The 22,651-nt window shown below is 39.1% G+C and carries 13 protein-coding genes, 3 rRNA genes and 3 riboswitches; all 16 genes read left to right on the top strand.

All coding sequences use genetic code 11. From position 1 onward, the window contains the following. Positions 1-29: 29 nt before the first annotated feature. The 16 genes from nadE (at position 30) to purB (ending at position 22,592) form a co-directional block, all read left to right on the top strand. A complete protein-coding gene (gene nadE / locus MHI39_RS24335) occupies positions 30-857 on the top strand; it encodes an ammonia-dependent NAD(+) synthetase (protein WP_058006756.1) in 828 nt (275 codons plus the stop codon). Between the two features lie 471 nt (positions 858-1,328). Then, entirely contained in the window at positions 1,329-2,285 is a 957-nt protein-coding gene (locus MHI39_RS24330) for a MoxR family ATPase (protein WP_058006755.1), read from the top strand. Next, the gene (locus MHI39_RS24325; RefSeq protein WP_342540417.1) at positions 2,285-3,475 is read left to right on the top strand and encodes a DUF58 domain-containing protein; all 1,191 of its coding nucleotides are present in this window, start codon (positions 2,285-2,287) and stop codon (positions 3,473-3,475) included. Before MHI39_RS24330 ends, MHI39_RS24325 begins: the two co-directional genes overlap by 1 nt. Then, positions 3,475-5,745 (top strand): transglutaminaseTgpA domain-containing protein, encoded by a 2,271-nt coding sequence (locus MHI39_RS24320; protein ID WP_342540416.1) that lies wholly within the window; start codon positions 3,475-3,477, stop codon positions 5,743-5,745. The genes MHI39_RS24325 and MHI39_RS24320 overlap by 1 nt, the downstream gene beginning before the upstream one ends. Positions 5,746-5,774: 29 nt before the next feature. Then, positions 5,775-5,876, top strand: a riboswitch (purine riboswitch). A gap of 274 nt (positions 5,877-6,150) precedes the next feature. Continuing rightward, complete coding sequence (gene guaA / locus MHI39_RS24315; RefSeq protein WP_342540415.1) at positions 6,151-7,692, top strand: glutamine-hydrolyzing GMP synthase; 1,542 nt, start codon at positions 6,151-6,153, stop codon at positions 7,690-7,692. 81 nt (positions 7,693-7,773) lie between these two features. Further along, a riboswitch (purine riboswitch) is annotated at positions 7,774-7,875 on the top strand. A 198-nt stretch (positions 7,876-8,073) separates the two neighbouring features. Then, positions 8,074-9,408, top strand: a complete 1,335-nt coding sequence (locus MHI39_RS24310; RefSeq protein WP_342540414.1) for an NCS2 family permease — start codon at positions 8,074-8,076, stop codon at positions 9,406-9,408. 111 nt (positions 9,409-9,519) lie between these two features. After that, on the top strand, positions 9,520-10,362 hold the full coding sequence (locus MHI39_RS24305; protein WP_259548360.1) for a PRD domain-containing protein: 843 nt from the start codon (positions 9,520-9,522) through the stop codon (positions 10,360-10,362). Between the two features lie 249 nt (positions 10,363-10,611). Beyond that, complete coding sequence (gene ptsG, locus MHI39_RS24300) at positions 10,612-12,687, top strand: glucose-specific PTS transporter subunit IIBC (protein ID WP_342540413.1); 2,076 nt, start codon at positions 10,612-10,614, stop codon at positions 12,685-12,687. 431 nt (positions 12,688-13,118) lie between these two features. Beyond that, positions 13,119-14,671, top strand: a 16S ribosomal RNA gene (locus tag MHI39_RS24295). A gap of 423 nt (positions 14,672-15,094) precedes the next feature. After that, positions 15,095-18,077, top strand: a 23S ribosomal RNA gene (locus MHI39_RS24290). A 74-nt stretch (positions 18,078-18,151) separates the two neighbouring features. Next, positions 18,152-18,268, top strand: a 5S ribosomal RNA gene (rrf, locus tag MHI39_RS24285). Together the 16S, 23S and 5S rRNA genes form the textbook arrangement of a ribosomal RNA operon. 371 nt (positions 18,269-18,639) lie before the next feature. After that, entirely contained in the window at positions 18,640-19,185 is a 546-nt protein-coding gene (locus MHI39_RS24280) for a DUF5698 domain-containing protein (protein WP_071977416.1), read from the top strand. Beyond that, positions 19,178-19,372: an NETI motif-containing protein gene (locus MHI39_RS24275; RefSeq protein ID WP_058004472.1), complete on the top strand. Its 195-nt coding sequence runs from the start codon at positions 19,178-19,180 to the stop codon at positions 19,370-19,372. Before MHI39_RS24280 ends, MHI39_RS24275 begins: the two co-directional genes overlap by 8 nt. Before the next feature lie 87 nt (positions 19,373-19,459). Further along, a riboswitch (purine riboswitch) is annotated at positions 19,460-19,560 on the top strand. A 112-nt stretch (positions 19,561-19,672) separates the two neighbouring features. Then, positions 19,673-20,161, top strand: a complete 489-nt coding sequence (gene purE, locus MHI39_RS24270) for a 5-(carboxyamino)imidazole ribonucleotide mutase (RefSeq protein WP_071977417.1) — start codon at positions 19,673-19,675, stop codon at positions 20,159-20,161. Further along, positions 20,154-21,296: a 5-(carboxyamino)imidazole ribonucleotide synthase gene (gene purK, locus MHI39_RS24265; protein ID WP_180213780.1), complete on the top strand. Its 1,143-nt coding sequence runs from the start codon at positions 20,154-20,156 to the stop codon at positions 21,294-21,296. Before purE ends, purK begins: the two co-directional genes overlap by 8 nt. Beyond that, the gene (purB, locus tag MHI39_RS24260) at positions 21,297-22,592 is read left to right on the top strand and encodes an adenylosuccinate lyase (RefSeq protein WP_342540412.1); all 1,296 of its coding nucleotides are present in this window, start codon (positions 21,297-21,299) and stop codon (positions 22,590-22,592) included. Positions 22,593-22,651 lie beyond the last annotated feature (59 nt).

Genomic DNA, 22,651 nt, shown 5'->3' with positions numbered 1-22,651 from the left:
GTTTTATGAGTATAAGGAGGTTGGGAAAAATGGATCAGTTGCAAAAAGCAATAGTAAATGAAATGAAAGTGAAAGCAATAATAGACCCTAATGAAGAAATTCGTAAAAGTATTGATTTCTTAAAGAACTATTTAAAAAAATATCCATTCCTTAAAGGGTTTGTCTTAGGGATCTCAGGAGGGCAGGACTCTACCCTAGCAGGGAAGCTTGCTCAGCTTGCTATCAATGAAATGATTGAAGAAACTGGAAATCCAGATTATCAATTTATAGCAGTTCGTTTGCCGTATGGGATTCAAAAGGATATGGATGATGTAAATGATGCAATTGAATTTATTCAGCCAACTAGAGCCTTAACTGTTAATATTAAAGCAGCAGTAGATGCTAGTGAAGCATCATTGAAAGAGGTAGGAATCCATTTATCGGATTTTGCTAAAGGCAATGAAAAAGCAAGAGAACGTATGAAGGCACAATACAGTATTGCTGCAATGGAAAATTGTGTAGTATTGGGCACAGACCATTCTGCCGAAAATCTAACAGGCTTCTATACAAAGTATGGAGATGGTGGAGCTGATCTTGTTCCGTTATTTCGATTGAATAAGCGCCAAGGGAGAATGCTTCTAAAGGAACTTGGATGTCCGGAGCATTTATATATGAAGACTCCAACTGCTGATTTAGAAGACGAACGTCCACAACTGGCAGATGAGAGTGCCCTTGGAGTGACTTACGAAGAAATTGATGATTATTTAGAAGGAAAAGAAGTTTCAGAGCAAGCGAAAAAAACAATCGAAAACCTTTATGCTAAATCTGAACATAAACGGCATTTACCAATTACAGTCTTTGATGATTTTTGGAAATAATAATAGAAAAGGAAGACGTGAGGAACTTATTTAATATAAGAATTCTCACGTTTTTTTAATCTCAAAAATAAGTTGAACATGTACAAAACATAGACTCAATTCGAGTGTATATTTTCCTAAACTCTCTTCTTAAACATTTTTGTTATTTAGACAAGGCTTAATAATAATATAGGTTGAAGATAGTACCCTTCATCTTCTCTTAGAGGAGGAGCTGAAACCTTTATAACAACCCCCGGAAGCTTTCAATAAGTGGTTAGAACTATTACAAAAGTATCGAACTAAACGGCCTAGTCATAAGGGGAATGATGTATAGAGCATCTTCTATTTTTAGAAATGTATAAAAACGTTAAAAATATATTAAATTTCCTGTTCCACCCTTTTTCTTAAGTCAGATTCATAGTATTCTAGAAATAATAAAAAATTTTAAAAAATTTTGCATAAAGTTTTGAATACATAATTAGGGGGATTCGAATGACAATTACAGCTATGCATCCAAAGTTACAGCAAGTCTTAAGTAATATAGAAAAAGTAATGATAGGAAAGACTGATATAGCAGAGTTAAGCCTAGTTGCCCTACTTGCAGAAGGACATGTCCTACTAGAGGACGTACCAGGTGTAGGAAAAACAATGATGGTTCGTGCACTTGCTCGATCTGTAAATGCATCATTTAAAAGAATTCAATTTACCCCAGATTTGCTTCCTTCTGATGTACTTGGTGTTTCTATATATAATCCGAAAGAGTTGGAGTTTCAGTATAGACCTGGTCCAATAATGGGTAATATTATTCTAGCGGATGAGATTAATAGAACTTCGCCAAAAACCCAATCCGCGCTTCTCGAAGGTATGGAAGAAAGCAGTGTAACTGTGGATGGAAATACAAAAAAATTGGAGCGCCCCTTTTTTGTTATGGCAACACAAAATCCGATCGAATATGAAGGAACATACCCTCTTCCAGAAGCTCAGCTTGATCGTTTTCTATTAAAAATGAAAATGGGCTATCCAACAAAGGATGAAGAAATTGAAGTGTTAACAAGAACGCAAAAACAAGCCCCAATTGAAGGATTAGATTCAGTAATTTCTCTTGATGAACTAGTAGAGCTGCAGGATCAGGTAAAAGAGGTTTATGTTGATTACACAATCAAACACTATATTGTCGAGCTTTCTCATTATACAAGAACCCACAAAAGTGTTTATTTAGGGGTTAGTCCGCGTGCATCAATCGCTTTGATGAAGGCATCCCAAGCCTACGCCTTCTTGCATGGTCGAGATTTTATTATTCCCGATGATGTACAGTACTTAGCACCTTTCGTATTTTCACATCGAATTATATTAAAGGCGGATGCGAAATACGGGGGCAAAACCGCTGAAGATATTATTAAAGAAATTTTACATTATGTTCAGGTTCCCGTAAAAAGGGCTGTGAGATAATGATTAGAGCACAATTAAAGACATGGGGGAAATTTCTTCTTTTAATTCTGTTTCTTCTGTTAACATTCTCCTATGCAATGTTTCAAGGTGGCTTTGTCAGCTGGTTTTTATTCTATAGCTTTACACCGTTTGCATTGTATGCCTTGTTAATTGCTCTCTATCCGTTAAGTGACTTAACTGTGGAAAGGAGATTTAATCGGGATACATATGCTGCAGGGGAACATTTGGACATGGTTATAACGATTGATAGGAACTATCCTTTTCCTCTCTTCTTTCTTATCATAAATAACACTTCTAGTCTTTCAACTAGAAATGGAAAACAAATTTTATTTCCTGGATTTAAAAAGCATATTCAGCTCAAGTATAGCATGGCAAATATTCCGAGAGGGGAGCATTGTTTTTATGACATTTCTATTAAGGTTGGTGATCCACTAGGGTTATTTTCTAAGGAGAAGAGTTTTTCATTGAAAAAATTCATTCTCGTTTATCCTTCCTATACAGACATTATTTATCGTTCAATTGAAAGCAGATATGAACAAGGGGCAACAGCTTCTCAAATAAAAATTCAAAATGATACGACTATGGTTAGTGGAATCAGAAACTATGAGCCTGGGGATCGTTTTACCTGGATCGATTGGAAGGCTACGGCAAGAATGAATGAAATGAAAACAAAAGAATTTGAAGAGCGACAATCCAATGATGTAACCATTATTTTAGATCGTTCACCCTCGACCTCATTTGAAACAAATGTGAAATTTGTTGCCTCACTTATTCGTACGATCATACGCCATGGGGGGCAGATCGGCTTTTATTCTATTGGTGAAGATCAATCTATTTTTCCAATTCGTGGTGGTGATGAATACCAGCAACAGTTATTCCATCATCTTGCAAAAGTAAAAGCAAATAGTCAATTACCTGTATCATCTATTTTAGAAGGGGAATCAGTCTTTTATCAACAATCTGCATCATTAATGATTAGTACCTCTAATATAACGGAGGAATTAATAGAGATGCTAAGAAAGCATGTGAGAAGAACGGGGATGGTGATTGTTTTCGTTATTAAAAATCACAATGAACCATTTAGTGATGAGGAATATCGATTAGGTTATGCTGCTTCCCAGTTTGGGGTGCATGTAAGCTACCTACATGAAGAAGATTTCCGTTCGGCTTTGACGGGGGTGAAGCATTAATGACTCGAACAAAGGATTATCATCGAATCCTTACACTCACTCTTTATTTTTTTAGTTTTCTTTTATTAATGGAATGGATCTATCCGTTAAAGGAAGTGGCTAATACTGGTAATACGGTTTTGTTTATAGTGTTTATCGCTTTATCATTCCTATTCTACCTTTTTAATGTGCAGTTTTTTGCAGTAGTTTTAATGAAGTTAATTTTTATTTTGTTTTCCCTCCATCATATTTTCTTCTTCGAGTACTTTATTTTCGATATCCAATGGATGGGAGTCGTAGTAAAAGATTTAATTAAAAATACAAACTTTTTATTTGGGAGAGAGTGGGAGTATCTAACAAATGAGTTTCGGACGATTTTGTTTTTTGTTCTCTTGTGGCTCATTACGTATTTGCTTAAATATTGGTTAATTGCTAGAAGAAGTATTTTTTTGTTTTTTATCATGACTATCGTTTATATTACGGTGCTTGATACGTTTACAGCATATGATAGCAAAATGGCTATTATTAGAACAGTAATCTTCGGCTTTATATTGTTAGGTATGCTCTTCTTTCAGAGATTTGTAGAGAAAGAAAATTTGGGGAATTCCAGAAAAATGATGGTTAAATGGATGATTCCTTTAGTTATCATGATTATCGGGAGCTCATTTCTAGGTTGGATTGTACCAAAAGCATCGCCCATATGGCCTGATCCTGTACCTTTCTTTAAATCATATGCTGGGGGAGATGAAAGAGGAGGAAATAAAAAATCTGGTGTTAGTAAAGTTGGTTATCGGAATGACGACTCTTCACTAGGTGGGCCGTTCATAGGGGATGATACAGAGGTTTTTCAGGTTGTTGCCGAATCTCGACAATATTGGCGTGTGGAAATGAAGGATTTATATACGGGGAAAGGATGGGAAACTTCCAAGCCACCTACAACATCAACTTATACAATCGAGGAGAAACCGCAAATTTCCTTGAATGAGGGAATAGATGAATTTCCTTTTGCTGAAAACGAAGGGCAGGGGTATGAGGAAAAGCAAGTATATAAGGCTGCGAGGATCACGAAGGCAGAGCTTAATCCTAATCTGGTTCATACCTATGGTTTAGCGAATATTATCTATGGAGAAGTCTCTGTCGCCGGTGGTTCGAAGCAAGTTAATCAATTATCAGTCAATAACGTTACCGAAAAAGTAACAGCAAGCAGAAATCAGGGGCCCTTTTCGATGAGGGAATATGCAGTCATTTACCAACCGCAAAAATATAGTATTAAAAAAATGAGTGAAACAAATGGCCAAGGTGTACAAGTTGATCCAAGGTACACGCAACTGCCGGATAATTTTCCTAAGCGCGTAAAAGACTTAGCGGCAAGTATCACAAAAGGTAAAACGAATTGGTATGATAAGACGAAAGCCATTGAATCCTATTTCCAAAATGGTCAATTCACTTATGATCAAAAGGATGTTGCGATTCCAAAGGAAAAACAGGATTATGTTGATCAATTTCTATTTGAAACACAAAGAGGATATTGTGATAACTTCTCGACTTCAATGGTAACCATGCTTCGGTCGATAGGAATTCCTTCTAGATGGGTAAAGGGATATTCGTCTGGAACTTATCAGGGTTCTGATGGGGTGTCCGAGAATATATACAAGGTGACAAATAATAATGCTCACTCCTGGGTTGAAGTTTATTTTCCTAATGTCGGTTGGGTACCATTTGAACCGACTATTGGATTTAGAAATACATCCATTTTCAATAATGATGTAGAGCAGACTTCCCAGGTAAATAACACAGATCAAAAAGATGAAACTGAAGAATTGGAAAAAGACAAGAAGGAAACGGACTTAACGAAAGGAACAAGTAGTGAAGATAATTTCTCATTCTCAGAGTTATGGAGTAGAATCACTACTTATTTGAATAAACATTGGCTCCTACTGACATCCATATTATTGATGATTTGTCTTATTAGTTATGTCGCTTATGTCAAGCGTAGTAAGTGGATTCCATATTTACTCATTTGGAAGTACCGAAATAAAAGGGATTCAAACACCTTTATTAAGGCATATCTTTCATTATTAAAGCAATTAGAAAGATATGGTCTTAAAAAAGAAGCTGGACAGACATTACGTGAATACGCAATTCAGGTAGATGGCTTCTTTGGTAGTCAAATGATGGGAATATTAACATTGGAATATGAGAGATCTATTTATCGTCATCAAGATACCTCTATTAACTGGGAACAACACCGCGAATTGTGGGAAAATTTAATTAAAAAAACAACGGGTTGACCATGTGTTTAAACAAGTATAAAATGATGACTATTAATAAAATAGCACTTCATATAATTTTGGTAATAAGGTCCAGAAGTCTCTACTAAATCACCGTAAATGATTTAACTATGAAGGCAGTACTATTCTATCTTTTTGTCATCATTACATTCAAATGGTGTATTTCCGTATGGTTGGATACAAAAAACTAGAATTCTGCCTTCTTAGTTTAGAGGTGGAATTCTAGTTTTTTTATTGGTTCTTTTTTCTAAAATATTGCTGTTCTTAAGTTGGAATCTTGAGTCACAAAATCTTTAGGATTCATAGCAATCTATGTGAAGTGAACCTTTTTATTTTAGCAATGTGTAAAAAGGCCGGATCTAATGCAGAATAATGAACAAACAATTATAAATAGGGGGATATCAGATGACTGAGATAGCACAGGAAATGATTGTTGTACTCGATTTTGGAAGCCAATATAATCAATTAATTACAAGAAGAATTCGTGAGTTTGGTGTGTATAGTGAATTACATCCACATACGATTACTGTAGAAGAAATCAAAAAAATGAATCCAAAAGGAATTATTTTTTCCGGAGGACCAAATAGCGTTTATGATGAAAATTCATTCCGTTGTGATGAAGCTATTTTTGATTTAGGCATTCCTGTGTTTGGAATTTGCTATGGAATGCAATTAATGACAAAACATTTTGGTGGGAAGGTAGAACCTGCTACTCATCGTGAATATGGAAAAGCGAAAATTGAAATTCAGCATGAATCCATGCTATTCAATCAGCTGCCTACTGAGCAAGTTGTATGGATGAGTCATGGTGATCTAGTTACTGAAACACCAGCAGGCTTTGTAACAGATGCGATTAGTTTATCTTGCCCTATTGCAGCAATGAGTGATAAGGATAGAGATCTTTATGCAGTTCAGTTCCACCCAGAAGTTCGTCATTCGGAATATGGTAATGATATTCTGAAGAATTTCGTTTTTGAAGTTTGTGGTTGTTCAGTAAATTGGTCTATGGAGAACTTTATTGAATTAGAAATGGAAAAGATTCGTCAAACAGTAGGCGATAAAAAAGTTCTTTGTGCTTTAAGTGGAGGAGTAGATTCTTCTGTTGTTGCTGTTCTTATCCATAAAGCGATTGGTGATCAATTAACATGTATTTTTGTTGATCATGGTTTGCTTCGTAAAGGTGAAGCAGAAGGGGTAATGAAAACTTTTGCCGATGGCTTCAATATGAATGTTATCAAAGTAGACGCAAAGGATCGCTTTATGAGTAAACTTGAAGGCGTTTCTGATCCTGAAAAGAAAAGAAAAATTATTGGTAATGAATTTATTTATGTGTTTGATGATGAGGCGACAAAGCTTGAAGGAATTGAGTTTTTAGCACAAGGAACGTTATATACTGACATCATTGAAAGTGGAACAGCGACAGCACAAACAATTAAATCACATCATAATGTTGGCGGACTTCCTGAAGATATGCAATTTAAACTGATCGAACCATTAAATACATTGTTTAAAGACGAAGTTCGTGCATTAGGAACAGAACTGGGCATTCCAGATGAAATTGTATGGAGACAGCCATTCCCAGGACCTGGTTTAGGTATTCGTGTGCTTGGAGCTATTTCTGAAGAAAAATTAGAAATTGTTCGTGAATCTGATTATATTCTCCGTGAAGAAATTAAAAAGGCTGGCCTAGATCGAGAAATCTGGCAGTACTTTACTGTTCTTCCGGATATTCGAAGCGTTGGTGTCATGGGGGATGCAAGAACGTATGATTATACAATTGGTATACGTGCGGTTACATCGATTGATGGGATGACATCTGATTGGGCACGTATTCCGTGGGACGTATTAGAGTTAATTTCTACTCGAATTGTGAATGAAGTAAGTCATGTCAACAGAGTAGTCTATGATATAACTAGTAAGCCACCTGCAACGATTGAATGGGAGTAAAATACGAACAATATAAACATTTTTTAATTTAATATTCGTATTATATATTGACTAGTACGAAAGATCCGGTTAAGATGAGAATATAAATCGAAAAAATAACATCGTATAATTTCGGGGATATGGCCTGTAAGTTTCTACCAAGCTGCCGTAAATAGCTTGACTACGAGGTTATGAGAGTAAATAGGATTTCTTATTTTCCCATATACTGATTTTCTCATTCCTTAAAGTCTTTCAAGGCAGTCTATTAAGGGTCTGACCCCCAAGCAAAGTCTAGAAATGTATGAACTTTTACTAGATATTGCTTTGTGGGCCAGACTCTTTTGTTTTGGGCGGCCTTGTTTTTAACGATAAAAAATAGAAGAGACAAGGGGGAAGAAGTCTATGAAGAAGTACTTTCAATTCGATGAATTAGGAACAAACTATCGACGTGAGATTATTGGTGGAGTCACTACATTTCTATCGATGGCTTATATACTTATCTTAAATCCGTTAACATTATCTTTATCCTCTGTTAAGGATTTTCCAGATGAATTGAGAATGGATTCTGGTGCTGTTTTTGTTGCTACAGCACTAGCAGCGGCAATTGGTACTCTGATTATGGCGTTTTTAGCTAAATACCCAATTGCCCTTGCACCTGGTGTTGGGTTAAATGCCTTTTTTGCTTATACTGTTTTATTAACTCTCGGGATGTCGTGGCAGCAAGCACTAACAGGGGTGTTATTTTCGGGAATTATTTTCGTGATATTAACATTATTTGGATTTAGAGAGAAGATTATAAATGCTATTCCAGTTGAACTAAAGCTTGCAGTCGGTGCTGGAATCGGATTGTTTATCACTTTTATTGGTTTAAGAAATGCTGGTATTATTGTTGATAATGATGCGACATTAGTAGGTTTAGGAGATTTGACAGATGGTAATACATTGCTTGCGATCTTCGGTATTGTACTTACTATTATTTTAATGACTAGAGGCTGGAAGGGTGCTATTTTCATTGGAATGATCATAACAACCCTTGCTGGTATGGTGGTTGGATTAATTGATATTCCTCATAAGATAGTTGGTGCAGTACCTAGTATCGCTCCGACCTTTGGTGCACCATTTGAAACACTTTTTCATCATACAAGTGACCTATTCACTGTGAAGATGCTTATTGTTGTATTAACTTTTTTGTTTGTAGATTTTTTCGATACGGCTGGAACATTAGTGGCGGTAGCTAACCAGGCTGGTTTGATGAAGAATAATAAATTGCCGCGTGCTGGAAGAGCATTATTTGCAGATTCATCTGCTACTGTGATTGGTTCTATACTTGGGACTTCTACTACAACGGCTTATATCGAATCAACTGCTGGGGTTGCAGCGGGAGCAAGAACGGGATTTGCTAGTGTCATAACAGCTATATTGTTTCTTTTGTCACTATTTTTCTTCCCGGTACTAGGAGTTATTACTTCACCAGTGACTGCTCCGGCACTAATAATTGTGGGTGTATTGATGGTGTCAACCTTAAATGAAATCGATTGGAAAAAGTTCGAAATTGCCGTACCTGCCTTTTTTACAATTATCATGATGCCATTAACTTACTCTATTGCTACAGGTATTGGAATTGGTTTTATCTTCTATCCAGTTACCATGCTTCTTAAGGGGAGATGGAAGGAAATTCATCCAGTCATGTATGTGTTCTTCTTTATCTTTATTTTATACTTTATCTTCATATTATAAATTAAGTGGGAACCTAACTAGGTTCCTTTTTGATTTTAATAAATTGATATCATCTAATATTTTATGTAAACTTAATAAAGCTCGAATTAGTTGAAATCTAGGAGAATTAATATGGAAGCGTTTGAAGTTAAAAAGGTACTGAATAATAATGTTTTAATTGCTTCTAATTCTAAATATGAAGAAGTTGTCCTGATTGGTAAAGGGATTGGCTTTAATCGAAAAAAGGGTAGTACTATTTCAAAACAAGAGGCTGAGAAGCTCTTTGTATTAAAAGGCGAAACAGAACAAGAACAATATAAAAAGCTCCTTCCTTTTATCGATGATGAGACGCTAGAAGTGATTATTTCCGCGATTGATTTAATTCGTAAAAGAACAGCTAAGTATTTAGATGAATATATTCATGTGGCATTAACTGATCATATTTTATTTGCGATTAATCGGTTAATGAAGGGGCTCGCTATTAAAAACCCGTTTAATGAGGAAACGAAAGTATTATATCCTACTGAATATGAAGTGGCGAATGAGGTAGTCGATCTTATTAATGAAATGACGAATATAGAGCTACCTATTGGAGAAGTTGGGTTTATTGCCTTGCATATTCACAGTGCAGTTACGAGTAAAAATCTTTCGGAAATTAATCAAAACTCACAATTAATTGCACAACTTGTCCATACCATTGAAGAACAATTTGAGATAAAGCTAAATAAGAATGAAATAAATTATATACGTCTCGTTCGACATTTACGTTACACCATTGAAAGGGTTTTAAGTGGTGAGAAGGTAAATGAACCAGAGAAAATTTCATTCTTCTTGAAACAAGAATACCCTCTATGTTACAATCTAGCATGGAAACTAATTAAGATTATGCAACAAACATTGAAAAAACCAGTATTTGAAGCTGAAGCTGTCTATTTAACGATGCACCTCCAGCGTATTCAAAATAAAATAAAATAAAAATAGTCATCATTATAACGTGTTACTGATTCGATCAGGCATGAGTAAAGAAGATAATGAAATGAGTTTTTATGGGAAGTATATCCCATATAACTCTTTTCTATTTTCTTGCTCATGCCTTTTTTATTTGTCTTTTAAAGAATGGTTAAGGAAATATGTTCCCTATTCATCTCTAAAGTATATTCGTTAGGTAATTTTTCAATGGTATGGAGCAAATCTTTAGTTTTAATAGAAGAAGGAGGTTTTATCATGTTTAAGAAAATCTTCGGTGTTTTACAAAAAGTGGGTAAAGCATTGATGCTCCCCGTGGCGATTTTGCCAGCTGCAGGTATTTTACTGGCAGTCGGTACAGCACTGACGAATCCGACACTTGTAGATATAGCACCATTTTTAGATGCATCTTGGGTCAAGCATGTAGCTGACGTTATGGCAAAAGCTGGTGGGATTATCTTTGATAACCTAGCTTTACTATTCGCAGTAGGTGTAGCGGTTGGACTTACTGGTGGAGAAGGTGTAGCGGGATTAGCTGCTATTGTAGGTTATTTGATAATGAATGTAACCATGGGTGTTGCGAAAGGGATTGAAATGACAGATGTAATTGGTGAACATGTCAATCCAGCTCATGCGTTAGTATTAGGAATTCCTACTCTTCAAACAGGGGTTTTCGGTGGGATTATTGTTGGTTTAATTGCTGCCTATATGTACAATAAGTTTTTTGAAATTGAGCTACCTTCGTACTTAGGTTTTTTCGCGGGTAAGCGATTTGTTCCTATTGCAACTGCAGCTTCAGCAGTTATTTTAGGGTTAATTATGATTATTATATGGCCTCCAATCCAACATGGATTAAATGCATTTTCTAATTATATGCTTGGATCACAACAGACATTGGCCGCATTTATTTTTGGGCTAATTGAACGTTCTCTTATTCCGTTTGGATTACACCATATTTTCTATGCGCCATTCTGGTTTGAGTTTGGATCTTATACAACACATGCCGGAAATGTGGTTCATGGTGACCAAACGATCTTTATGAAACAAATTCAAGATGGTGTTCAAAATTTAACAGCAGGTACATTCCAAGTTGGTAAATATCCATTTATGATGTTCGGACTTCCAGCAGCAGCTTTAGCGATTTACCATGAGGCGAGACCAGAGCGTAAAAAATTCGTAGCAGGAATTATGGGTTCCGCAGCTTTAACATCATTTTTAACAGGTATTACTGAGCCACTAGAATTCTCGTTCTTATTTGTTGCTCCTGTATTATTTGGAATACACGCTGTTTTTGCTGGTTTATCGTTTATGGTGATGCACTTGCTAAATGTTAAAATTGGAATGACCTTTTCAGGAGGTTTAATTGACTTCCTATTATTTGGAGTTCTAAATAAACAAACTCACTGGTGGTGGGTAATACCAGTCGGTTTAGTATTTGCGGTTATCTATTACTTTGGTTTCCGATTCGCCATTCGTAAATTTAATTTAAAAACACCTGGACGTGAGGATGTTGAAGACTCTACAGAAGAAACTAGTGCGCAACCTACAAGTGATTTACCATTCGACATTTTAGAAGCAATGGGTGGTCAAGAAAACATCTCCAATTTAGATGCTTGTATTACTCGCCTTCGTGTTCAAGTATATGATGTGAAAAATGTAGATAAAGATCGTTTGAAAAAATTAGGTGCTGCAGGCGTATTAGAGGTTGGAAATAATATTCAAGCCATCTTTGGGCCAAAATCAGATACATTAAAATCACAAATGAAAGATATTATTTCTGGAAAAAGACCACGGAAAGCTGCGACAAATCCAGAAGAAGAAGTACAGCAACAAATTGAAGAGGTACAACCAGATGTACTTCAATCAAAAATAGAAAAAGTAAATGAAAATTTTGTCTCTCCAGCAAAAGGAGAATTAAAACCAATCACAGAGGTTCCTGACCAAGTTTTCTCCGGAAAAATGATGGGCGATGGATTTGCTATCCTTCCATTAGAAGGAACCATTGCATCACCAGTTGATGGGAAAATCGTAAATGTCTTTCCTACTAAACATGCTTTAGGAATTATGTCTGATACAGGTAGAGAAATTCTAATTCATGTAGGAATAGATACTGTGAATTTGAAGGGTGAAGGGTTTGAAACCCTAGTAAATGAGGGAGACCAAGTATCTGCAGGTCAACCTTTACTAAAAGTAGATCTTGCATTTCTAAAAGAAAAAGTTCCTTCAATAATGACTCCAATTGTATTTACAAACCTGAAAGAAGGAGAATCTGTGGTGTTAGAAAAAGAAGGATTAGTAGAGATGAAGGAATCTAATATTATTTCTATTAAGTAAAATGCAATAAGGATTGACCTTGAGAGTCAATCCTTATTTTTTTAGTTAGTGGTTATATAATAGATAAGTTTGGAAAGTGTATGGTTGCTAAAAAAAGAAGGTAATACATTATTTCGATTGTAATAATAGCAATATAAATTTTTAAAAAATAAAGGTTGACCAAGTGTTAAATAGATGATAGTATATAGGAACTGGCGAAATTGCTAGTGAGAAAATAATGAATAACGGTTGACAACACAAAAGGTTTTTGATATATTATTAATTGTCGTTTTTAAGACAAGAAAAAATAAATTAAAAAAGTTGTTGATATCATTTGAAAGAAATGATATGATATAAAAGTTGTTTCTTTAAAACAATGATTGATCTTTGAAAACTGAACAAAACGAAACGTCAATGAATTACTTTTATTTATAAGAGCTATATCAAACATCTTTTTGGAGAGTTTGATCCTGGCTCAGGACGAACGCTGGCGGCGTGCCTAATACATGCAAGTCGAGCGAATCTGATGGGAGCTTGCTCCCTGATGATTAGCGGCGGACGGGTGAGTAACACGTGGGTAACCTGCCTGTAAGACTGGGATAACTCCGGGAAACCGGGGCTAATACCGGATAACTTTTTTCTTCGCATGAAGGGGAATTGAAAGATGGCTTCGGCTATCACTTACAGATGGACCCGCGGCGCATTAGCTAGTTGGTGAGGTAACGGCTCACCAAGGCGACGATGCGTAGCCGACTTGAGAGGGTGATCGGCCACACTGGGACTGAGACACGGCCCAGACTCCTACGGGAGGCAGCAGTAGGGAATCTTCCGCAATGGACGAAAGTCTGACGGAGCAACGCCGCGTGAGTGATGAAGGTTTTCGGATCGTAAAACTCTGTTGTTAGGGAAGAACAAGTATCGTTCGAATAGGGCGGTACCTTGACGGTACCTAACCAGAAAGCCACGGCTAACTACGTGCCAGCAGCCGCGGTAATACGTAGGTGGCAAGCGTTGTCCGGAATTATTGGGCGTAAAGCGCGCGCAGGCGGTTTCTTAAGTCTGATGTGAAATCTTGCGGCTCAACCGCAAGCGGCCATTGGAAACTGGGAGACTTGAGTGCAGAAGAGGAGAGTGGAATTCCACGTGTAGCGGTGAAATGCGTAGAGATGTGGAGGAACACCAGTGGCGAAGGCGACTCTCTGGTCTGTAACTGACGCTGAGGCGCGAAAGCGTGGGGAGCGAACAGGATTAGATACCCTGGTAGTCCACGCCGTAAACGATGAGTGCTAAGTGTTAGAGGGTTTCCGCCCTTTAGTGCTGCAGCTAACGCATTAAGCACTCCGCCTGGGGAGTACGGCCGCAAGGCTGAAACTCAAAGGAATTGACGGGGGCCCGCACAAGCGGTGGAGCATGTGGTTTAATTCGAAGCAACGCGAAGAACCTTACCAGGTCTTGACATCCTCTTGACCTCCCTAGAGATAGGGATTTCCCTTCGGGGACAGGAGTGACAGGTGGTGCATGGTTGTCGTCAGCTCGTGTCGTGAGATGTTGGGTTAAGTCCCGCAACGAGCGCAACCCTTGACCTTAGTTGCCAGCATTCAGTTGGGCACTCTAAGGTGACTGCCGGTGACAAACCGGAGGAAGGTGGGGATGACGTCAAATCATCATGCCCCTTATGACCTGGGCTACACACGTGCTACAATGGATGGTACAAAGGGCTGCAAGACCGCGAGGTTTAGCCAATCCCATAAAACCATTCTCAGTTCGGATTGTAGGCTGCAACTCGCCTACATGAAGCCGGAATCGCTAGTAATCGCGGATCAGCATGCCGCGGTGAATACGTTCCCGGGCCTTGTACACACCGCCCGTCACACCACGAGAGTTTGTAACACCCGAAGTCGGTGAGGTAACCTTTTGGAGCCAGCCGCCGAAGGTGGGACAGATGATTGGGGTGAAGTCGTAACAAGGTAGCCGTATCGGAAGGTGCGGCTGGATCACCTCCTTTCTAAGGAATATGGAAAACCACTTACGTGGTTCAGACGTCTTCTGTTTTGTTCAGTTTTGAAAGGTTAATCCTTTCAGTTTAATAGAGGTGAATTAGAAGCGAGAAGGTCGAGGAAGCAAGCGAACGAGCACCGGAACGTATAAACATACGTGAGGATGTGAGTGAGTGCGCTGACGAAGAGATTCGAAGCTTATCATTCGCCGGATTGTTCCTTGAAAACTAGATAATATTAAGAAGTAACCAAGTAATAACCGAGAATCGCCACTTTATGGATGAATCCATTAAGTAGTTTTTAAACTGAAAGGGCAAGGAGAAGCGAGAAGATCGAGGAAACGAACGAAGGAGCACCGCAGCGTATTACACATACGTGAGGATGCGAATGAGTGAGTTGACGAAGAGATTCGAAGCTTATCATTGGCCGTAGGTTAAGTTAGTAAGGGCGCACGGTGAATGCCTTGGCACTAGGAGCCGATGAAGGACGGGACTAACACCGATATGCTTCGGGGAGCTGTAAGCGAGCTTTGATCCGGAGATTTCCGAATGGGGGAACCCACTGCCCGTAATGGGGTAGTATCCTTACTTGAATACATAGAGTAAGGAAGGCAGACCCGGGGAACTGAAACATCTAAGTACCCGGAGGAAGAGAAAGCAATTGCGATTTCCTGAGTAGCGGCGAGCGAAACGGAAGAAGCCCAAACCAAGAGGCTTGCCTCTTGGGGTTGTAGGACACTCTATACGGAGTTACAAAGGAACGGAGTAAATGAAGAGGTCTGGAAAGGCCCGTCAAAGAAGGTAACAACCCTGTAGTTGAAACTTCGTTCCCTCCAGAGTGGATCCTGAGTACGGCGGGACACGTGAAATCCCGTCGGAAGCAGGGAGGACCATCTCCCAAGGCTAAATACTCCCTAGTGACCGATAGTGAACCAGTACCGTGAGGGAAAGGTGAAAAGCACCCCGGGAGGGGAGTGAAAGAGAACCTGAAACCGTGTGCCTACAAGTAGTTAGAGCCCTGTGCGTATTTTCCTTTGGAAAAACGCCGGGTGATAGCGTGCCTTTTGTAGAATGAACCGGCGAGTTACGATTTCATGCAAGGTTAAGCTGAAGAGGCGGAGCCGTAGCGAAAGCGAGTCTGAATAGGGCGATTAAGTATGAGGTCGTAGACCCGAAACCAGGTGATCTACCCATGTCCAGGGTGAAGGTAAGGTAACACTTACTGGAGGCCCGAACCCACGCACGTTGAAAAGTGCGGGGATGAGGTGTGGGTAGCGGAGAAATTCCAATCGAACTTGGAGATAGCTGGTTCTCTCCGAAATAGCTTTAGGGCTAGCCTTAAGGTAAGAGTCTTGGAGGTAGAGCACTGTTTGGACTAGGGGCCCTCATCGGGTTACCGAATTCAGACAAACTCCGAATGCCAATGACTTATCCTTAGGAGTCAGACTGCGAGTGATAAGATCCGTAGTCAAGAGGGAAACAGCCCAGACCACCAGCTAAGGTCCCAAAGTATACGTTAAGTGGAAAAGGATGTGGAGTTGCTTAGACAACCAGGATGTTGGCTTAGAAGCAGCCACCATTTAAAGAGTGCGTAATAGCTCACTGGTCGAGTGACTCTGCGCCGAAAATGTACCGGGGCTAAACGTATCACCGAAGCTGTGGATGGACACCAATGCATCTTTTCCTTCGGAAAAATGCTGGATGTCCGTGGTAGGAGAGCGTTCTAAGGGCTGCGAAGCTAGACCGTAAGGACTGGTGGAGCGCTTAGAAGTGAGAATGCCGGTATGAGTAGCGAAAGAAGGGTGAGAATCCCTTCCACCGAATGCCTAAGGTTTCCTGAGGAAGGCTCGTCCGCTCAGGGTTAGTCGGGACCTAAGCCGAGGCCGAAAGGCGTAGGCGATGGACAACAGGTTGATATTCCTGTACCACCTCTTCACCGTTTGAACGATGGGGGGACGCAGGAGGATAGGGTAAGCGCACTGCTGGAATAGTGCGTCCAAGCAGTTAGAGGGGTGACGAGGCAAATCCCGTCACCATGTACCTTGAGCTGTGATGGCGAGGGAAATTTAGTACCGAAGTTCCTGATTCCACACTGCCTAGAAAATCCTCTAGTGAGGTGAAAGGTGCCCGTACCGCAAACCGACACAGGTAGGCGAGGAGAGAATCCTAAGGTGAGCGAGAGAACTCTCGTTAAGGAACTCGGCAAAATGACCCCGTAACTTCGGGAGAAGGGGTGCTCTGTTAGGGTGCAAGCCCGAGAGAGCCGCAGTGAATAGGCCCAGGCGACTGTTTAGCAAAAACACAGGTCTCTGCGAAGCCGTAAGGCGAAGTATAGGGGCTGACGCCTGCCCGGTGCTGGAAGGTTAAGAGGAGAGGTTAGTCGCAAGACGAAGCTTTGAATTGAAGCCCCAGTAAACGGCGGCCGTAACTATAACGGTCCTAAGGTAGCGAAATTCCTTGTCAGGTAAGTTCTGACCCGCACGAAAGGCGCAACGATCTGGGCACTGTCTCAACGAGAGACTCGGTGAAATTATAGTACCTGTGAAGATGCAGGTTACCCGCGACAGGACGGAAAGACCCCGTGGAGCTTTACTGCAGCTTGATATTGAATTTTGGTACAGCTTGTACAGGATAGGTAGGAGCCTTTGAAGCCGGAGCGCCAGCTTCGGTGGAGGCATCGGTGGGATACTACCCTGGCTGTATTGAAATTCTAACCCGCACCCCTGAATCGGGGTGGGAGACAGTGTCAGGCAGGCAGTTTGACTGGGGCGGTCGCCTCCTAAAAGGTAACGGAGGCGCCCAAAGGTTCCCTCAGAATGGTTGGAAATCATTCGCAGAGTGTAAAGGCACAAGGGAGCTTGACTGCGAGACCTACAAGTCGAGCAGGGACGAAAGTCGGGCTTAGTGATCCGGTGGTTCCGCATGGAAGGGCCATCGCTCAACGGATAAAAGCTACCCCGGGGATAACAGGCTTATCTCCCCCAAGAGTCCACATCGACGGGGAGGTTTGGCACCTCGATGTCGGCTCATCGCATCCTGGGGCTGTAGTCGGTCCCAAGGGTTGGGCTGTTCGCCCATTAAAGCGGTACGCGAGCTGGGTTCAGAACGTCGTGAGACAGTTCGGTCCCTATCCGTCGTGGGCGTAGGAAATTTGAGAGGAGCTGTCCTTAGTACGAGAGGACCGGGATGGACGCACCGCTGGTGTACCAGTTGTCTTGCCAAAGGCATCGCTGGGTAGCTATGTGCGGAAGGGATAAGTGCTGAAAGCATCTAAGCATGAAGCCCCCCTCAAGATGAGATTTCCCTTAGTTTATCTAAATAAGATCCCTGAAAGATGATCAGGTTGATAGGTTCGAGGTGGAAGTGTGGCGACACATGGAGCTGACGAATACTAATAGATCGAAGACTTAACCAAATAGATTTGAGGTTATGAACCGTTACTTCTTGATATATCTAGTTTTGAGGGAATAAACCCTTAATAACATATAGTCTGGTAATTATGGCAAGAAGGTCACACCCGTTCCCATCCCGAACACGGAAGTTAAGCTTCTTAGCGCCGATGGTAGTTGGGGGCTCTCCCCCTGCAAGAGTAGGACGTTGCCAGGCAAAATGAAGCCACAGAATTTATCTGTGGTTTTTTATTTGTTTTATAATTTTTCTTTTAAATAAATTGTAGCTGATAAACCCATTAAAATGAGTTTCAGACCAAACAAAATAGTGAAGAAACACTACAAATAATATTAAAAACCATCAACAAACAGAACAAAACCATTCAGAAATCGTAGAACCATACATATGTATAAAGAAACACTTCAAAAAAATTGCTGAACCATTCAAAAAAATAATTGGACCCTTCAAACACTCCTGATAAACCAATCACTATTTTCTATTTCAAATGATAAATATCAAAAAATCTGTTTGATAAATTAATTTTAGGAAAAATATAAAGTAATGCTATTTTTCTGGGAGGGCTTGTATTGCTTCAAAACAGTATTATAATGGTATTTATTATTTTGATTATTAACATTGTTTATGTTTCTTTTTTTACAATCCGGATGATTTTAACCTTAAAGGGTTATCGATACATAGCAGCATTTGTAAGTATGATTGAAATCATAATATATGTAGTCGGATTGGGACTAGTCCTCGATAATTTAAATCATATCCAAAACATTATTGCTTATGCCGTAGGGTATGGTATTGGTGTGATTGTTGGAATGAAATTAGAGGAAAAGCTAGCATTAGGATATATTACAGTTAATGTTATTACGAAAGAATATGACAAGGATTTACCTAAACAATTAAGAGATAGTGGGTATGGTGTAACAAGTTGGGCAGCGAATGGCTTGGAAGGTGATCGAATGGCACTACAAATTCTAACACCACGAAAATATGAATTAAAATTATATCAAAAAATTAAGGAATTAGATCCTAAGGCTTTTATTATTGCATATGAACCTAAAACTATTTATGGTGGGTTTTGGGTGAAAAGTGTAAAGAAAGGAAAATTGAAGCATGAGTAAAAAAAAGCAATTTGAAGTACTACAGAATGAAACGATATCTGATTGCTTGACCCGTATGGAAAAAGAGGGGTATCGTCCAGTAAGAAGAATTGAAAAGCCAATTTTTAAAGAAGTTGTTACTGATAAAGATACTGAATATGAACCAATTAGTCGAATTATTGTGTTTGAAGGCCAAAAGACCGAATAAAACACGAACATTTGTAATTAACGATAAATGATTGTTCGATTTTTGATTGACATGGGGTAAACCTATTGTTAAGATGTAAATGTAAAAGTTAAAGTTAAATATTCCTCTCATATATAATGGGGATATGGCCCATACGTTTCTACCCAATTACCGTAAATGATTGGACTATGAGAGAAAGTCGATTTTGGGATTTATCTTCCATTTATTTGAATTCGCTTTTCTCCCGGATGAACTGCTTTCTCTCAACTGATAGCAGATTTATCCGGGTTATTTATTTTAAAAATTATGACGGAGGCCTATATGAAAACCAAAGTCGGAGTTATTATGGGAAGTATTTCAGATTGGGAAACAATGAAATATACTTGTGAAATATTAGAAGAATTAGAGATTAAGTATGAAAAAAGGGTAGTTTCTGCTCATAGAACTCCTGATTTAATGTTTGAGTATGCTGAAACTGCCAGAGACCGGGGTCTAGAAGTGATTATTGCTGGGGCAGGTGGCGCAGCTCATTTACCAGGAATGATTGCAGCAAAAACAACGCTTCCTGTAATTGGAGTACCCATTCAATCGAAGGCTTTAAATGGCTTAGATTCATTATTATCAATCGTACAAATGCCTGGTGGAGTCCCAGTAGCAACCGTAGCTATCGGGAAAGCAGGCGCTCAAAATGCAGGGCTTTTAGCTGCACAAATTCTATCTATAAATAATCAAGAAATCGCTAATCAATTAGAAAATAAACGCTTAGAAACAAAAAAAAGTGTGCTTGAAAGTAGTGATCATCTTGAATAATACATTTATTCAACCAGGGAAGACCATTGGAATTATTGGTGGAGGCCAATTAGGTAGGATGATGGCATTAGCTGCTAAAGAAGCAGGGTTTAGAATTATTGTATTAGACCCTACTGATGATTGTCCATGTGGTCAAGTTGCCGATGAACAATTAACAGCCGGCTATGATGATTTTCAGGCTTTACAACGATTGGCAGAAAAATGTGATGTCATCACATTTGAATTTGAAAACATTGACTATGAATCGTTAGTTTCGCTGACGAAAATAGCAAATGTCCCGCAAGGCGCAGAAATTATCCGTATCACACAGGATCGAATCACTGAAAAACGTACACTTATCGATGCAGGTGTTAAAGTGGCACCGTATGAGGTAATCCACTCAAAAGCGGAATTACTCAATGGGATTGAACAAATCGGATATCCATGTGTTTTAAAAACAAGCCGTGGAGGATATGATGGAAAGGGTCAGCATGTATTGAGAAGTAATCAAGATGTCTTAGAGGCTGAAAAACTTCTCGTACATGGTCCTTGTGTTCTTGAGTCATGGCTTGCATTTGAAAAGGAAATATCAGTGATTATTACTAGAAACGGAAATGGTGACATGGAATGCTTTCCAGTAGGAGAGAATATTCATGTAGACAATATTTTGCATCAAACCATTGTCCCAGCACGTATAAAAGAAGATATCGCTGAAACTGCATATAGACTAGCAAGACAAATTGCAGATCATATTCATCTTGTTGGAACATTAGCAGTTGAGATGTTTGTGACTAGGGATGGAGACATATTTATTAATGAACTAGCTCCTAGACCACATAATTCGGGACATTACTCGATTGAAGCATGTGATTTTTCTCAATTTGCACAGCATATTCGATCCATTTGCAACTGGCCATTAAGTCAGCCTAAACTATTAAAACCAGTCGTAATGGTGAATGTATTAGGTCAACATGTGGCAAAATTAATCAAACAAATTCCATTACATTCAGATTGGTCTATACATTTATATGGAAAGGCTCAACCAAAGCATCAAAGGAAAATGGGACATGTTACAGTTTTGACAGATAATATTGATATCACATTATTAGATTTAAATAATAGTGGGATTTGGAATTTAGAATCGGAGGAAAAATGAATGATTGATCGTTATACACGTCCAGAAATGGGCGCTATTTGGACAGAAGAAAATCGTTTTAAGGCATGGCTAGAGGTAGAGATCTTAGCGTGTGAGGCATGGGCTGAACTTGGAGAAATACCGAAAGAGGATGTACAAAAGATCCGTGAACATGCAACATTTGATGTAAATCGTATTAAAGAGATTGAGGAAGAAACTCGCCATGATGTGGTAGCTTTTACAAGAGCAGTTTCAGAATCATTAGGTGAAGAACGAAAATGGGTACATTACGGATTAACTTCAACGGATGTCGTAGATACAGCTTTATCCTATTTATTAAAGCAAGCAAACGAAATTATTTTAAAAGATATTGAGAATTTTATTGAAATCATTGCTGATAAAGCAAAGGAACATAAATATACGGTAATGATGGGAAGAACCCATGGTGTCCATGCAGAACCAACTACATTCGGTTTAAAACTCGGATTATGGTATGAAGAAATGAAACGTAATCTTGAGAGATTTAAGCAAGCAGCAGCTGGTGTAGAGTTTGGTAAGATTTCAGGAGCAGTAGGTACGTATGCAAATATCGATCCATTTGTTGAGAAATATGTATGCGAAAAGCTTGGATTACAGGCAGCACCTATTTCAACACAAACATTACAAAGAGATCGTCACGCACACTATATGGCAACATTAGCACTAGTTGCAACATCAATTGAAAAGTTTGCTGTTGAGATTCGCGGATTACAAAAAAGTGAAACTCGTGAAGTAGAAGAGTTTTTTGCTAAAGGTCAAAAAGGATCGTCTGCGATGCCACATAAGAGAAATCCAATAGGATCGGAGAATATGACAGGTATGGCTCGTGTTATTCGTGGCTATATGACAACAGCCTACGAAAATGTAGCATTATGGCATGAAAGAGATATTTCCCATTCATCTGCAGAACGAATTATTTTACCTGATGCGACGATTGCCTTGAATTATATGCTGAATCGCTTTGCGAACATCGTGAAAAACTTAACTGTATTCCCTGATAACATGAAGCGAAATATGGATAAGACCCTTGGACTTATTTATTCACAACGTGTGCTGCTAGCACTAATTGATAAGGGAATGGTCCGTGAAGAAGCATATGATACTGTTCAACCGAGAGCAATGGAGGCGTGGGAAAAACAAATTCCATTCCGTGATCTTATCGAAGCAGATCCTGTCATCCAGAGCAAACTAAGCAAAGAAGAAATTGCTGATTGCTTCGATTATAACTATCATCTAAAAAATGTAGACATCATCTTTGAGCGCTTAGGACTTAATTAAATATAGGATCTCTAGCAGCTTTTAACTAATAGCTTAATGCATTTCTAATAAACTAGACA

It is taken from the genome of Heyndrickxia sp. FSL K6-6286 (genome assembly GCF_038630395.1).
Classification (GTDB): Bacteria; Bacillota; Bacilli; order Bacillales; family Bacillaceae_C; genus Heyndrickxia; species Heyndrickxia oleronia.
Note: the sequence above shows the minus strand (reverse complement) of the source record. Positions and strands in the feature narration are given on the sequence as shown.